At 35.1% G+C, this 15,517-nt stretch carries 14 protein-coding genes; 11 read left to right on the top strand and 3 right to left on the bottom strand.

The window, feature by feature from the left end; all coding sequences use genetic code 11:
* The first annotated feature begins 566 nt into the window (after nucleotides 1–566).
* Both ACYQ73_RS02350 and ACYQ73_RS02345 read left to right on the top strand, forming a co-directional pair.
* Nucleotides 567–1,922 carry a YjiH family protein gene (locus ACYQ73_RS02350; protein ID WP_460011507.1) on the top strand — a complete coding sequence of 452 codons (1,356 nt, stop codon included), beginning with the start codon at nucleotides 567–569 and terminating at the stop codon, nucleotides 1,920–1,922.
* A 157-nt stretch (nucleotides 1,923–2,079) separates the two neighbouring features.
* Entirely contained in the window at nucleotides 2,080–2,637 is a 558-nt protein-coding gene (locus tag ACYQ73_RS02345; protein ID WP_460010976.1) for a hypothetical protein, read from the top strand.
* Nucleotides 2,638–2,706: 69 nt separating this feature from the next.
* On the opposite strand, the gene ACYQ73_RS02340 is transcribed toward ACYQ73_RS02345, so the two are convergent.
* From ACYQ73_RS02340 to ACYQ73_RS02330, 3 genes are read right to left on the bottom strand one after another with little or no spacing between them, the layout of a single operon-like run.
* Nucleotides 2,707–3,387 carry a hypothetical protein gene (locus ACYQ73_RS02340; protein ID WP_460010975.1) on the bottom strand — a complete coding sequence of 227 codons (681 nt, stop codon included), beginning with the start codon at nucleotides 3,385–3,387 and terminating at the stop codon, nucleotides 2,707–2,709.
* Complete coding sequence (locus ACYQ73_RS02335) at nucleotides 3,384–4,250, bottom strand: ABC transporter ATP-binding protein (protein WP_460010974.1); 867 nt, start codon at nucleotides 4,248–4,250, stop codon at nucleotides 3,384–3,386. The genes ACYQ73_RS02340 and ACYQ73_RS02335 overlap by 4 nt, the downstream gene beginning before the upstream one ends.
* 3 nt (nucleotides 4,251–4,253) lie before the next feature.
* Complete coding sequence (locus tag ACYQ73_RS02330; RefSeq protein ID WP_460011506.1) at nucleotides 4,254–4,571, bottom strand: GntR family transcriptional regulator; 318 nt, start codon at nucleotides 4,569–4,571, stop codon at nucleotides 4,254–4,256.
* Between the two features lie 319 nt (nucleotides 4,572–4,890).
* Between ACYQ73_RS02330 and queF the strand changes: the two genes are divergently transcribed.
* The 9 genes from queF to ACYQ73_RS02285 all read left to right on the top strand — a co-directional run bounded on the left by queF (nucleotide 4,891) and on the right by ACYQ73_RS02285 (nucleotide 15,505).
* Nucleotides 4,891–5,391, top strand: coding sequence for a preQ(1) synthase (gene queF / locus ACYQ73_RS02325; protein WP_460010973.1), 501 nt, complete (start codon nucleotides 4,891–4,893; stop codon nucleotides 5,389–5,391).
* Nucleotides 5,391–6,026 (top strand): queuosine precursor transporter, encoded by a 636-nt coding sequence (locus tag ACYQ73_RS02320; RefSeq protein ID WP_460010972.1) that lies wholly within the window; start codon nucleotides 5,391–5,393, stop codon nucleotides 6,024–6,026. The genes queF and ACYQ73_RS02320 overlap by 1 nt, the downstream gene beginning before the upstream one ends.
* Nucleotides 6,027–6,383: 357 nt before the next feature.
* Complete coding sequence (locus tag ACYQ73_RS02315; RefSeq protein WP_460010971.1) at nucleotides 6,384–6,635, top strand: phage holin; 252 nt, start codon at nucleotides 6,384–6,386, stop codon at nucleotides 6,633–6,635.
* Between the two features lie 93 nt (nucleotides 6,636–6,728).
* Nucleotides 6,729–8,834, top strand: coding sequence for a DUF2339 domain-containing protein (locus ACYQ73_RS02310; RefSeq protein ID WP_460010970.1), 2,106 nt, complete (start codon nucleotides 6,729–6,731; stop codon nucleotides 8,832–8,834).
* Between the two features lie 339 nt (nucleotides 8,835–9,173).
* On the top strand, nucleotides 9,174–9,623 hold the full coding sequence (locus ACYQ73_RS02305) for a type IV pilus modification PilV family protein (RefSeq protein WP_460010969.1): 450 nt from the start codon (nucleotides 9,174–9,176) through the stop codon (nucleotides 9,621–9,623).
* 17 nt (nucleotides 9,624–9,640) lie between these two features.
* On the top strand, nucleotides 9,641–10,087 hold the full coding sequence (locus tag ACYQ73_RS02300; protein WP_460010968.1) for a type II secretion system protein: 447 nt from the start codon (nucleotides 9,641–9,643) through the stop codon (nucleotides 10,085–10,087).
* The gene (locus ACYQ73_RS02295) at nucleotides 10,088–11,620 is read left to right on the top strand and encodes a pilus assembly PilX N-terminal domain-containing protein (RefSeq protein WP_460010967.1); all 1,533 of its coding nucleotides are present in this window, start codon (nucleotides 10,088–10,090) and stop codon (nucleotides 11,618–11,620) included.
* 822 nt (nucleotides 11,621–12,442) lie between these two features.
* Nucleotides 12,443–13,816 (top strand): VanW family protein, encoded by a 1,374-nt coding sequence (locus ACYQ73_RS02290; protein WP_460010966.1) that lies wholly within the window; start codon nucleotides 12,443–12,445, stop codon nucleotides 13,814–13,816.
* 18 nt (nucleotides 13,817–13,834) lie between these two features.
* Nucleotides 13,835–15,505, top strand: coding sequence for a GspE/PulE family protein (locus ACYQ73_RS02285; RefSeq protein WP_460010965.1), 1,671 nt, complete (start codon nucleotides 13,835–13,837; stop codon nucleotides 15,503–15,505).
* Nucleotides 15,506–15,517: the final 12 nt, after the last annotated feature.

Genomic DNA, 15,517 nt, shown 5'->3' with positions numbered 1-15,517 from the left:
ATTGATCTTCTTTTAGACAATATAAAATTGAGCTTTGTTGAATGGTAATGATACAAAGAAGAAGTGCGGATAATTAGAAGAGAATTATAACAATAACAAATTTTTATGGATTGAATAAAAATGCATTTTGTTGTAGAATTAACCGATGTATTGTTGGTTTATGATATTTTATAGCTATGACTTTGAATAGAAATTTTGCATTGCGGATGTTAATTATAAAAAAGTAGTGTTTGGGCATTCCTTTATTACTTTTTAGAGGGATGTTTTTTTATTTTATCCGTATTCTATCTTTATCTCGCATTAGTGGAAACAGTAATTTATCTGTATCAAAGGCGAAGCGTCAGGTACAAAAATCCCACCTCGAAATTCAGCGTAAGTAAAGAATATAGGTGGGAGATTAACGGCTCCTAAATGCCTGATAGGTAAAGACTAATGATCAGTGAGGAAAAAAGAAATTCCCGCTGATTAAAGTACAGATATACATTTCTTGGCGGTTTAAAAGGACATAACTAACAAGCTTGATGTATAAAACTTCGAAAAAACCTAGAGAAATGAGGCTTTAAATGATGAAAAAATTTCCTTCTTCTACATACTTTTTCTTCATAATTCCGTCTCTTATTGGTGTCCTGTTATTTATGACACCAGTCTTAACGGAAGATGGATGGAAAGTTCCAATTGCTATTTTAGCAAATTTACTAGCCGGTTTCATTGCTCCGGTTATTAGCTATTTTACTATAATTATGTTTGCGATTTCGGCAATTGGTTCACTCATTGCCAAATTTATTCCGCGAAATAATTCAAAAGAGCCTAGTATTTTAGATACATTATTTTATGTAAATTGGTTTTGGACAATAATAAGAGTCATTGGTTTAGTATTTGCCTCTATGGTTGTCTTTGATTATGGATCATCGACGATTAATAATGAAAATACTGGTGGATTATTAATGAACCCAGACGGTGGATTAGTAACATTTTTATTCACGATTTTCTTATTTGCAGGCTTACTATTACCGTTTCTAACAAACTTCGGCTTGCTTGAATTTTTCGGAACGATGATGGTAAAAATCATGCGTCCTCTCTTTAAAAGCCCTGGTCGCTCATCGGTTGATGCACTTACATCGTGGGTTGGGGATGGAACAATAGGTGTTCTTATGACGAGTAAGCAATATGAAATGGGGAACTACACGAAAAAAGAGTCTGCCATTATTGCAACGAGCTTCTCGGTAGTATCCATCACATTCTGTATCGTAGTATTAGATACAGTGCATTTGTCACGCTATTTTATTCCATATTATTTAACAGTAGTTCTTTGTGGTCTTGTGTTAGCGGTAGTAATGCCACGAATTTTCCCACTTGCTAACAAAGAAGATACTTATATAGACGGTACACCAGTAGATTTATCACGTGAGAAATTACCAGAAGGTTATAATTCTGTGTCACATGGCTTAGAAAATGCTTTAACTGTTGCGCATGCAAATCGTGACCCACGTCAATTTTTGAAAGATGGAATTAGAAATGTTTTGGATTTATGGGTTGGTGTAGCACCGGTTGTTATGGCATTTGGTACGGTTGCTTTAATGCTTGCTGAATTCACGAATATTTTTGCATTTTTAGGAAAGCCGTTTGAACCTATTTTAACAGTGCTTGGTTTACCAGAAGCAGCTGAGGCAGCACAAACGATGGTTGTTGGCTTTGCTGACATGTTCCTACCTTCAATTTTAGGAGCAGGGATTGAAGCTGACACTACAAGATTTGTAATTGCTGTCGTTTCTGTGACACAGCTCATTTATATGTCTGAAGTCGGTGGACTAATTTTAGGTACAAAGATTCCACTTAAATTTTTAGATCTAGTTGTTATTTTCTTAATACGTACGCTTATTTCACTACCAATCGCAGCATTAGTTGCACATATACTCTTTTAGATGAAAAAGGCAATTGTTCGAATTACTAACGCGAACAATTGCTTTATTCTTTTTCTAAATTGCGTGTTAAAAAGAATAAAGAGAACAGAATACAACTTGACACATAATTTCATTGAGTTGGGAAAAACTACACTTAAAGTGATACTGAGGTGATAAAATGGACAGAATTTTTTCTCTCTGCTTAAGTTCCTGTTTTATATTATTTTCTCAACCAAGTGATGCCTATATCAATGATTCGCTCAGTCCTTATGAAGAAATTTATCCTGAAATAGGCTATAAAACGGTTGAAGCGGCTGCCTCCGATTTTGAACGGCACTATCATCAAGGGCTAAAGCTACCACTTCGAGTACCTTCTATTAGTTTTACACATCATTTTGGTCGGTTTAATGATCTTGATGGTGACATGAACGATTTTTTTGAAGCGACATTTATTAATCATCAACTTCCTGAGCATCATTATAAAATAACGGTTCGACCTATTCAGTTTAAGTATCCATCTAAAAAAGAAAATATAGTAAAAACATTCAAATTGAAAAACGGAACGACTTCAATTTATATGGAAATTTCAGGTTTCAATGTACTTGCTTTTGAAAGAGAAGATTGGCAATATATGCTATGGATTGACAAGAGGCTTTCGAATAAGGTGACACCTGAAGTTTTAGTTGACATTGCCAATTCCATTGACTACACAACGCAAGTGGATGAACATGGATAACAAAAAAATGCCAAGACCTTTAATGTGGTCTTGGCATCATTTTGTTTTTGAAAGTATTTCGAATAGCCATTATGCTGGGTTGACTGAAGCATTTCGAATCGCCATTGTTATGATTGAGTAAAGTAATACACTAAAAATTAATAAACTACTTAATAATGTAAAGGTAGATATATTTGATAATAGGTCAAACAAAGAAGAATACCACTTGAAGATAATTGTAACAATTGGAATTAAGACTAGTAACCCGATAAAACTGTAACCACCAACAGTTCCTAAACGATAAAAGACAACATTCAATAAAAGACCAGCTGTTAGGAAGAAGAGCAGTAAAACAGTATCCAATGCCATCGTTTGTAAAAATGATGGGGAATTATTAAAAAATAAAATAGGATGAATAATGAATATGTTAGAAACGAAAGTAATTATTTTTTGTGTACAACCAATTATGAAGGCACCTACTAAGCTCCAACAGATGAAAAAGAGCCCCACATTGAACATAAATTGCAAGCGACATAAACCAAGCCTTAAAAAATAAGACAAGGTTTTATTTAGTAACTTTCCTGCCATGACACTGGAAAAGATATAAACAGGTATAGAAATCATGATGGAAAAAGAATAAATATGCAGTTCAAAAAAAGTATCTATGAAAAGTGAAAATAGGACGATTGAAAATAAAATGCACCAAAAAGTTATAATTTGTTTTTTATAGCTTTGAAATAATACATACAAACTACCCTTTACTGTAGTCATTTAATAGCCCCCACTTTCTGCTGTTTACTTAAATACACCAACATATCCTGTAATGAAACACGTTCAAGCATAATATTCTGTCCTTCAATGGATTGACCACCAGCGAAGACAATTGCAGTTAGCTCCTGCATAAATGTATGTTTATAAATAACTTCTAGACCACGTATTGCTTGCTCAACATCAGAAGCACTACCTTTTACTGCAACAATATGCTCATGCCATTCTTCCGCTGTTTTCTGAAGCAGTATTTGTCCTTCGTGTAAAATAAGTATTTCTTCAAATAGCTTACTTGCCTCATCAATTAAATGTGTAGACAAAATAAAAAGTCTTGGATTTTCGGTTTGTTGTTCAATCAATAAATCATAAAAAGTATTTCGAGCAGCTACATCAAGCCCGATATAAGGCTCATCGAAGATTGTAATACCTGCATTACTCGCAAAACCTGTAATAATACCTAACGCAGACACCATTCCTTTTGATAAACTGCGAACCTTATCTTTTGGATTTAGAGCAAAAACTTCTAGTAGCTCTGTTGCAAGATTCTCATCCCATTTTGGATAAAAGAAGCTATTCGCCTTTAACGTTTGTGCAATAGTCATTTCCTCTTGAAAGTTTCCACTCTCAGCAACAAAACAAATATCCCGTTGAGTTAAAGGTACATTGAAAACATTTTCTCCGTTAACAGTGATGTTCCCATTAGTTGTAGCAATGAGTCCGGATAATAAATTTAAGAATGTTGTTTTACCAGCGCCATTATGGCCCAAAAACCCAATGATTTTAGGTCCTTCAATTGTAAAAGAGATATTTTTTAAAGCTTCCTTATGTCTATATGATTTACTAACATTTTTCACTTCAATTTTCATACGTTAACTCCTTTGTAACATATTTTGTAATTCTACATCTGAAATACCTAATCTTATTGCTTCTTTCTTCAATGGCTCTATATGTTGATTAAAAAAATTTTCTCTACGCTCCGCAATTAATATTTCGCGAGCGTTAGCGCTAACAAACATGCCGACGCCTCGTTTTTTATAAATTACGCCTTTGTCCACTAATTCGTTCACGCCCTTTCCAGCTGTTGCGGGATTAATTTGATATTCCTTTGCAAACTCATTTGTAGATGGAATGCGATCTTCTGGTTGTAAGTGTCCATCTAAAATCCCATCCTCTATTCGTTCGCGTATTTGCTGGAAAATGGGCTTTTCGCTATTTAAAGAATGAATTACAATCCACCTCCTTGTGTTAACTGGTTAATTACTTATGTAACTAACCATATAACGATAGGATATTTTTGTCAATGCTAAATTATGAAAAATTTAGTTGACGGAATGCATTCATTAAGTTAGTATTACTAGCGAATAAGAAAGAGGTTCATAGCGCATACCCTCTATAAAAAACTATGGATGACGTCATTTACGCCATATCCCAAAGATGCGGATATGGCGATTTTTTTTTATTAGATTAATGCGTAATGGACTTCTCACAACTTGAGGAGGCATTTTTATGGCAGGAAGAAATGAAGAACAAGGATTACAGGATTTAACCCTACTTGGTAACCAAAACACAAAGTATTTATTTGAATACTCTCCGGAGATACTTGAGGCAGTTGACAATTTACATACGAAAAATGATTTCTTTGTGAAATTTAATTGCCCAGAATTCACGAGTCTATGTCCAATGACAGGGCAGCCTGACTTTGCGACAATGTATCTATCTTTTATTCCAGATAAAAAGCTAGTAGAGAGTAAATCATTAAAGCTCTATTTATTTAGCTTCCGTAATCACGGGGACTTCCATGAGGATTGTGTTAACATCATCATGAATGATTTAATTAAGCTAATCGAGCCACGCTATATTGAAGTATGGGGCAAGTTTACGCCTCGTGGTGGCTTGTCCATTGATCCTTGGTGCAACTATGGTCGCCCAGGTACAAAATATGAAAAAATGGCGGAGCATCGTTTGATGAACCACGATCTGTATCCTGAAAAGGTAGATAATCGCTGATGCTTTACTATTTAAATGGATTGTTTGTAGGGTTTTTAATTTTAGCAAATGTTTTAGCTGTTAAAGTGTTTAGTATAGGCGAATGGATGATGCTTCCGGCAGCAGCGATTTTAATTATTTTCACGTATCCTCTTATTGATGTAATTTGTGAGGTATATGGCAAGGAAGCGGGCGGTCGCACGGTAAGAACAGGCCTTATGGCACAGGTGTTTGCAGCATGCTTTATTGCGATTGCCATTGCACTACCACCTGCAGAAGCCTTTGTTCATCAACAGGAGTTTGAGACAATTCTCGGCGGCAGTATGCGCGTCATTATTGCAAGTCTTGTAGCCTATACGGTCAGTGTTAATTTGGATGTAGTGATATTTAATAAATTTAAGGAAAAGCATGGAAATGATAAGCTTTGGCTTCGAAATAATGCTTCTACGATGTTAAGCCAACTCATCGATACGGCATTATTTATTTCGATAGCCTTTTATGGAATCATGCCAATGAAAGTGTTACTGACATTATTTATAACACAGTATTTGTTTAAATTTTTGGCCTCCATTGTAGCAACACCACTTGTTTATGGGTTAGTTTTCGTTGCGCGAAAATTTGATAAACGTAAAGGCTTTGAACCATCTCATTACTGAAATGATTTAAAGTGATGAAAAACAAAAATGGGATATAAGAAATGTTGTGTCGCTTACACTTCGTAACTCTCTGCTTTAGCAATAACAAGGCCCTCGGAACGGAAATTAACCCCTCTTTTTGCCGAAGAGCTATACTTAATTTCATTAACATAATAGATTTTCAACAACTCGAAGTCATCTCACCCCTGAGATGGCTTTTTAATGTGTCTTTGCGAAAATTAGCGTTGCAAATTTGTACTTAATAATATTTGTAGTATAAAAATCCCTCGTATTCTACGTTTATAGCTCCATTTTTGCATATGTGCAGTATTGCGGCGAAGCATATACTGTGTATGAGAAGGGGGGAGGTGAGTGTATATGAGAATTAACTGGATGATCCGTTTTCAGCATAAACCATTTTTATTTGCGCTATTTTCGTTGATTTTGTTACTCGCACAGCAAGTAGCAACTATTTTTGGCTATGACTTAACGAGTGCAATGAGTGAGCAGGCATCGCACATCTTAAATACCGTATTATCAATTTTCGTTTTAATAGGAGTTGTAGTAGATCCAACTACACGGGGAACCAGTGATAGTGAACGTGCTTTAATGTATCGAAGACCTAGATAAATAACTTGGTAAAAATAAATTAAAAGTGTAATTTTACAATAAGTATAAATATGTTATAATGTTAAAAATTGATAATGCAGGGAGGATGATTGAATGTCGCTTGAAATGGAGCGGAGGGTTGCCATGCTCGAGCAGGAAATGATGGATTTACGACAGGAGTTAGAGGGCTTAAAGCGTCAGCAATCTGTTGATAAAACAAGCACATTGAACGCCAGAAAATCCATTATTGAGCAATCTACGCCAAAACTAGCGCAAAACCCAAAGCCAAATTCAAACTTGGAACCAAAGCCAAAAACAATGCCAGCTCCAGAAAAAAAGATGGAGCCACAGCGAACGTTGGAAGAGCGTATTATGTGGGCACTTCCAAAAGTATTTATGGTAATTTTAGTGATGGGGGTGCTTTGGGGTCTTAAGCTTGTGAGTGATTATGGCTATTTATCGAATGAGGTTAAAATCATCCTCGCCTACGCATTATCGCTTGCCTTAGCCGCAACAGCTTATGTGTTGGAGCATAAAAAAATAGGATCCTCAGCCATCACAATTTCTTTATACGGCGGGGCGTTTATTGTTGGAATATTAACAACAGCGGCTAGTGCGATATTGTATGAAATCATCGGTTTAACGATGGCACTTGTTATTGCTGTCGTTTATATCGGCTACGGTATAGCTATTAGCTATTTAAAGAAAAACGAAGTACTAACAATATTCGTAGCGTTTACCTCGTTATTACTACCTTATTTACTAGAATATATGGATTTTAGTCCTATCATTATTTTAATCTATGTGGTTGTCCTATTTACGATGCTGCAATTTGTCATTCATCAACACAAGCAGAAATTGGCTCTCTATATAGCAACCTTTTTCTCAGTGCTAGCTGTCAGCATTATAGCGTTTATGAATCATGACAATCGAGCTATTTTTGCAATAGGTTTCCTTGTTGTTTTATCTATTTTTTACACAAGTTGGTGCCGTTTATATAATGCAGAATCTAAATTGAAATATATTCATGTTGGACTTCAATTTAGCCTAGGAGCCTTTAGTTTATTGCTCTTGAACTTTATCATTAGTCCTATTGAATATAGCGAAGCACTATTACTCATATTAGTTTGCTTGTTTGCAGCTTTAGCGGGTTATGGCTATAAGCAAAAATGGCAGGAGGCATTTGATAGTGCCGTAACACTCGCATTTATTACACTATGTAATACGCTACTAGTTATAAATTTCCCGGCGAAAGTGGATCATTTGCTCATTCCGTTCATTACCTTTGCGGGCGTAATGATGAGTTTACGTTTACGAGTTAGTATGATGAAGGTTGTCAGCTCATTTTTATTTATGATTACACTCGCTTTAAGCTTTATAATTCATGAGCCAACACCATTCTTCAGCGTAGACCATATTAGCTTGATCATGCCGGGAATATATCTCCTATTTATTTATGTATATGCAAGACGTCCAAAAGAGACACAGACTGCATTTGAAAAGGTAATGAAGGAACTATATGTGATTGATTTTTTAGCAGTAATAACGACTGGTTATTTCTTAGCTTATATCGGAAAGCTAGATGGAACGTACTTTGCAAGTGCTGGTAATATTCCGCATCTAATGTATATGATCCTCGCTTTACTTTTCGCGGGATCACTTTTAGTACCAACAAAATACAAAGGTCGCGCATTAACGCCAGTCCTTAGTGTATTTTTCATTCTCTTCACAATAATACTTGAAGTTATTCCGTACAATATGCAAGGTGTCGAGTGGTTAAATATAGTAACAAGAATCGTATATATTGCTGTTATCGTAGCAATTATGATCGATTTACTGATGAAAGGGCGCATTTATCAAAGCTATCAAGAGCAAATAGAGAAATTTCTTGATCCGATTGTAAGTGCTGGTGTGGTGCTTACGATGATATCTGTTTGGGGTCTCATATCCCAGCTTTCCTACAACAGTTTGCTTGATTGGAAGCTAAGCATTGCCTTCTCAACGATTACATTATTCCTGACAGCAAGTATCTCGCTTTGGCTTAGCAACGTGCGCAACTTACGAACATTACGCATAACAGGTTTTATCATCTTAGTTATTGCGTTTATTAAGCTTATATTCTTTGATTTGTCAGCACTAGACTTATTAATACGAGCTGTCCTGTTTATTACGATTGGTGGGATTGGGTTGCTGTTGTCGGGTAGGTTGTTGAAGAAATAAAAAAATATAGATCTAAAGTATGGTGTTTCAATAAAACATCATTAAAACCGTTTACCTTTATTTTATGGTAAACGGTTTTTTTATATCTAATCGCTTTTTATGGTCACTTAAACTCAGTGATATTTACATTTTTTAGTAATTTAAAAAATTAAAAATAAATACAAATTCATATGAAGAAGTGGTATTGTAAATGCTTTTTATATATGAAATAGTATTATTAGCACAGAAAATATTCCATGGTTAGGAAACTTTAGTTACTATAAGTACTATTGTTTTAGTGTTAAGACGAATATTTTAACTTACTTACAAAAAAGTATGATCGGCATAAGGAGGGAGAAAATGAAACGTAAAAACAGAAAATTATTTAACGATCAAAGGGGATTCACTTTAATTGAGGTTGTTGCTTCTTTAGTAATCATAACTATCATCTTATTATCCTTTTTCGGCTTGCTCATTCAATCGAATAAAACAGGAAAAAGCTCTGAACAAATTATTGATGCTACCTATTTAGCGCAAAAGGAAATGGAGAAAATGTATAACTACTTTAAATCCACCACAATCGAAACTTGGGAATCTAATTTTCCGTACGTAGCTGAAAAGGATGAAGTGAATTCAATCGGTAATATCACTCAGTATAAAGTGACGCCCTCTAATGCTAAAAATAAGGAGATCATAATAGTGAATGCTGAAGATATGTCGCATGATAAAACAGTTAGGATTACTATCGAAGTTTATGATTCCGGAGGGGAGATATTAAAAGCAAAAGTGCAAAATATCTTTAGCTTATAAGAAAAGAGGTGGTACATATGTCTAAAATCCATAACGAGAGAGGCGTGACCTTACTAGAAGTTTTGGCTGTTACTATAATAGCTACGCTCGTTTCTATTGTTGTTATGTCAATCTTAACGAACAGTAAGACTACAAGCGATAAACAAATGGAATCGACTAGTCAATTATCTGACACAACCTATATTTTGAAAGTTGTTACTAAAGATATACGTAAATCTACAAAAATTTATAAAAAAGTTCTAGATGAGTATACAGAATATACATTAATAAATAATCAAAATAATCAAAAATACATTTATATCTATCGCCAAAAAGATCAGACGATTACGAGAAATGATGAAATGATTGCAGAGAATGTGCTTGGTTTTAACATTGAAAATAAACAGAGTCATGTAATTATTGATATTTCAACGCCAAATAGTAAGCCTTTTTCATCAACTATATATTTTAGGGGAGGCAGCTAGATGTTTAAGAATCTAAAACAAGAAAATGGCTATTCGTTACTTTTAGTAATTTTGACAATCGCTTTTATATCAGTTCTTGGAATTACGCTTTTAACACTGACTGCTAATTCATTAAAGATGTCTGCTAATGAGCGAGATGACCAATCTGTATTTTACATTGCAGAAGGTGGCTTAAACAGTACAAAAAGTAAAGTAGAACAATTAGTTAAAATTACATACGATGAAAACAGAATAAAATTCAATAAGCTACCTCTTTATAAAAGAAAGCCTGAAAAATTCAAGTCGGATTTTATAGATTTATTTGAAAGTGGCTTAGAAAATATCTTTGAAAAGAATCAATCAACATATACTGATACAGTAACTTTTGATGAACAATTTAATGAGAAACCTATTGCGGATGTAGAAATTTTACAAGAAAATACAGAACCGTTGCAATATAAAATAATATCCGTTGGTACTATTGGAAAGAAAACGAGAACAGTAGCACAGACAATTACAATCGATTTAGGAAGCGGAACGGGTTCGGGTTTTTCAAATACCGCTGCTATCCACGCAATAAAAAACATTGACCTTGGAGGCGGTAAACTTAATGGGGATGTTGTTTCCGACAGTGGAAAAATTATTATTACACAAGAAAGTGCTAAAATTACTGGTAAGATTGGAACAACTCCAGATAAGTTTTCAAAGCCGAGCTGGTTGAATGTTACTAATGAGATTATAGGGAATGTTGCATTTCCGAAGGATGTATTACCACCTTTCCCGGATATTGAATTTACTAGTTTAAGCACAAGACCATATACAAATTCAATACAAGTTACCATCGATGGAAAGCAAACTCAACTCTCGCTAGAAAATCATTCAATTAAGATTGATGGTGGAGAAAATGGACACATAAATGGGTATCAAAACTTTAGTGGTACTCTCCCACTTACTCAAGATATGTACTTGAAAACGCTTACGGTTTCTTCGGACAGAAAGTTAACTATAGATGTAGGTAATTCAGACAAAAATTTATATATAGATAACTTTGACTTCTCTCAAGGGCATTTAAATATTACGGGAAGGGGTAGATTAACTTTGTATATTAAGGATACTTTTAATTTAAAGGGAGATTCTAGAATGAATAATACAGGAGACATAGGACAGTTAAGTGTATATTATGCAGGCACTTCGTTAATGGATTTTACTGGTGATACAAAAACAAAAGCCTCTATATATGCTAAGTCGGCCGATATAAACATAAATGGTTCTGGTAGCATACAAGGAAACCTATATGCAGGCGGATTGGATATCGCTGTTGAAGGAGGGTCTTATAACCACAACTTATATATTTATGCTCCAGACGCAAAAGTCACAATGGGAGGATCAGGAGAAGTTATAGGAGGAATAATGGCTTATACAGTAAATACCAGTGGAGGTTCAACTGTTTCTTACAAACAAAAAACGATTGAAGATACAATATCAAATGGTGGTTTACTATTTGAAGAAAATAATAATTTAACAATTTCTAATAGTATGCTTGAAGTAGAATAAATATCACGGAGCATGAAGAGGTATATTTATCTCATCTATTAAGGACGAATTTGAGCTAATGTAAGTACATGCGTTGTATAATGGCTGTTTAGAATCCGATTTCTAACTTTTATACAATAGTATACTAAGTTCGTCTTCTTAGTAATGACATTATTTCTACAACTAAATAGTTAGTTTAGAGAAGCTTATAGAGCAATGCTGCCTATGACGATTAGTGGAATGGGGTTCCTAACTGATGAGGCGGTATCGAGAAAGTAATAGAAAAGGGTTATTTAGAGAGTCTGTAATCAAATCAGATTTTCTGAATAACCCTTATTTTAATATTGGTTAAAACTTTTAAAAGTATAGTTTTGGCTATTACTGTGTACTGCAGTTAGAATCGTTTCGTTTGCAAAACTGCCGCCATAATTATGTTTTGTTTCGAATAGAAAAAGCTTTTAAGCATATTAAGTGTAGTACTATCTCTTGTTGAGAATAGAAAGAGGGTACTATTTGAATTTCAAATGCAACCTTTCTATTGAACCTAAAATTAATAGTCTTTTCTGTCTAGAATGGCTGATTAGATAAGTATACATCGAAAGTAGAATGGGGATATATACCTTGATTTTATAGTCCGTAAAACACATTAACATCATTTGAATAGTAATTACAATTTCATGCTTAAAAAATACAAGTTCACTAAATTTTAACTGTTTTTAGTATTAAAGACTCATTTTAAAATATAGTTTGTGTTGTATTGTAAAAACATGGATAAAAAGTAACTGTGTAGCGTGAGTAAATAGACATTTGTTTTTTGACTATATTTGTAAAGGTGATGAGGCTATGAAATTATATTTGAAGTTAGGCGCAATGGTAGCTGTTCTAATCATCTTATTAACAGTCTGGGTACCTAATATAATCGTTGATAGAGCACTAGCTAGAGGTGATGAATCTACAATCGGTGGAATCTCAGTTAAGGATTTAGAGGATGGTGATATTGAAAATGCTTTACAAGAGGCCATTAATACTTGGCGAGACGCTCCTGTAAGCGTAGAAGGGGCCAAAATTACGATTTCACTGGATCCAAAATTGTTTGTATTCGATGTAGAGAGTTCTATGGCTGAATATCATAGTTTAACAGACAAGTCTTGGTTTGCTTTTTGGAAGCAAGGACAAGAGGTACATATACCCTTACATGTGATAGTTGATGATCAAGTGAAGAAACAGCTTGAGGCTACTGGTGTATGGGAAGTTGAAAAGACTTTAAATACGATTATCACCGAAGCTTCCAATTTAAAAAGTCACGAAGTCGCTGCAACAGTTGCAGATACTAATTTAATAGAATCGGAGCGTTTAGCTCTATCAATTGAGGAAATCCCTACAAATGCAAGGGGTGTTGATAAACTGGTGAATACGCTAAATGATTCTATTGTTTTACCGAATGAACCGTTTTCTTTATTAAGAATGATAGAAGAAAAGTATGAAGAATCAGATAGTGAAGCGATTAATTTCGTCGCCTCTATGCTTTATCATGTTGCGCTTCAAACCGAATATGAGATTTCAGAGAGACATTCCCAAGGAGAGAAGCCAAATTATTTACAACAAGGTTTGGATGCGAGGGTAAATCGAGCGTTAGATAAGGATTTGCAATTTGTAAACCGTTCAGATCAACCTAATAAGTTAAAAATCACGGTAGAAGGCGATTCTTTAAAAGTGGAATTACTAGCTCAAAAGAAAGAAAAAGAAATCTCAGTTCGTGTTAGTAAAGATAAAATCATACAACCTCGAGTGATTATTCGTTATTCTGAAGATTTATCAATAGGTAGAGAAGAAGTTATTCAAAAAGGTCAAGAAGGCGTACGGGTCGAAGTGTATCGCTCGATTTCAGAAAATGGTAACACTACAGAGGAACTGGTGAGCCGTGACTATTATCCACCAGTTAATAAAATTATTGTGAAATCTTCAAGACAGCCTGTTGTTTCTGAAAATAGTAGTGGAACGGATAAGGTAAATTCTAATGATCCAGACTTACAAATGGATTTAGATGGAGATGGATTATCGGATACACAATCTGAAAATAAAAAATCCGGAAATGACACTACAAAAATGAATGAAGATACATCTGCAAATACGAACACCTCAAAAGACCCGAATGACCCTGAACTTGTATACGGTTACTACGATAAAGGTGGGAATTTTATACAAACAAGCCCGTAAAGAGAGGAGCAAACGCGAATGGTCGTAAAAACTGGACGAAAGCGCTTAGGTGATTTACTTGTCGAATCTGGTGTTATTACAAATGTGCAATTAGAATTTGCTCTTACAAATAAAACAAAAGAAGAGAAATTGGGAGATTTTCTTATAAAAGAAAATATTCTAACCGAGCAACAGTTAATCGAAGTACTAGAGTTTCAACTAGGAATCCCACATATTCATTTAAATCAATATTCAATCAGCCCGGATTTACTTCAACTTGTTCCGGCTGAACTCGCTAAACGAACAAATATTATTCCAATCCGTCGTGAAAAAAATAAACTGTTTATCGCGATGGCTGACCCGATGGATTACTTTGCAATTGAAGAAGTACGTATGGCGACGGGCTGCCAAATCGAAACAAGTATTGCGGCTAAGGATGATTTATATCGTACGCTAACGAAATACTATGATCTGCAAGAATCTATGGAAGCTGCATTGCTCGATATAGGTGCGACAATTGCTGAAACACAGGAGGAAATTGAACGAGAGGATTCTCCAATTGTTCGCCTAGTTAACCAGATCATTGCTAACGGAGTTGCCCAACGAGCGAGCGATATCCACTTTGACCCGCAGGAGACGGAGTTAAGGGTTCGTTATCGAGTGGATGGCGTTTTGAGAACAGAACGCTCGTTACCGAAACATATGCAAAATATAGTATTAGCACGTATTAAAATTATGGGGAATTTAAATATTACGGAAAATCGAATTCCTCAAGATGGACGTATTAAAACGAATGTTAATTTCAGGCCAGTAGATATTCGACTTTCGACACTTCCGACTGTTTATGGAGAAAAAGTTGTAATGCGTATTTTAGACTTAAGTAGTGTTGCCAATTCCATTGATAAGCTTGGTTTTACAGAGCAAAACGAGGCCCTTTTCCGAAACATGATTGCCAATCCGAATGGGATTCTGCTCATTACGGGACCTACAGGATCAGGGAAATCATCAACATTATATGCTGCCTTAACTAACTTGAATGAAGAGGGTGTCAACATTATTACAGTTGAGGATCCGGTTGAATATCAGCTCGATGGGATAAACCAAATCCAAGTGAAAGAAGAAGTAGGCTTAACTTTTGCCACTGGATTGCGTTCAATTTTGCGCCAAGACCCAGATATTGTAATGATAGGTGAAGTTAGGGATTTTGAAACAGCACAAATAGCAGTACGTGCCTCGTTAACAGGGCATTTAGTTTTAAGTACTTTACATACAAATAGCGCAGTTGAGTCGATTTCTCGACTTCAGGATATGGGGGTAGAGCCATTTTTATTATCCTCCTCACTAGTAGGAATTATGGCACAGCGCTTAGTACGACGAATTTGTCGAGACTGTGGAGAAGACTATACTTTTACCAACCATGAATTAGAAATAATGCGCAATAACGGCATTGAAGGTGTAACACGTGGTAGACGCGGAAGAGGCTGCCCTTCGTGTAATCAAACAGGGTATCGTGGACGGATGGCTATTCATGAAATTTTACCAATCGACCGCAATATTAAAGAAATGATTTTAAGTCGAAGTAGCGATAGTGTGATCCGCGATTATATGAAACAAGAAGGCTATTACACATTACTAGTAGATGGGTTGTTAAAAGTAGTAGAAGGACTAACAACTACTTCAGAAGTATTGCGTGTAGCAAATGTAGATTAGGATGTGAATCGT

It is taken from the genome of Lysinibacillus sp. CTST325 (genome assembly GCF_054665055.1).
Note: the sequence above shows the minus strand (reverse complement) of the source record. Positions and strands in the feature narration are given on the sequence as shown.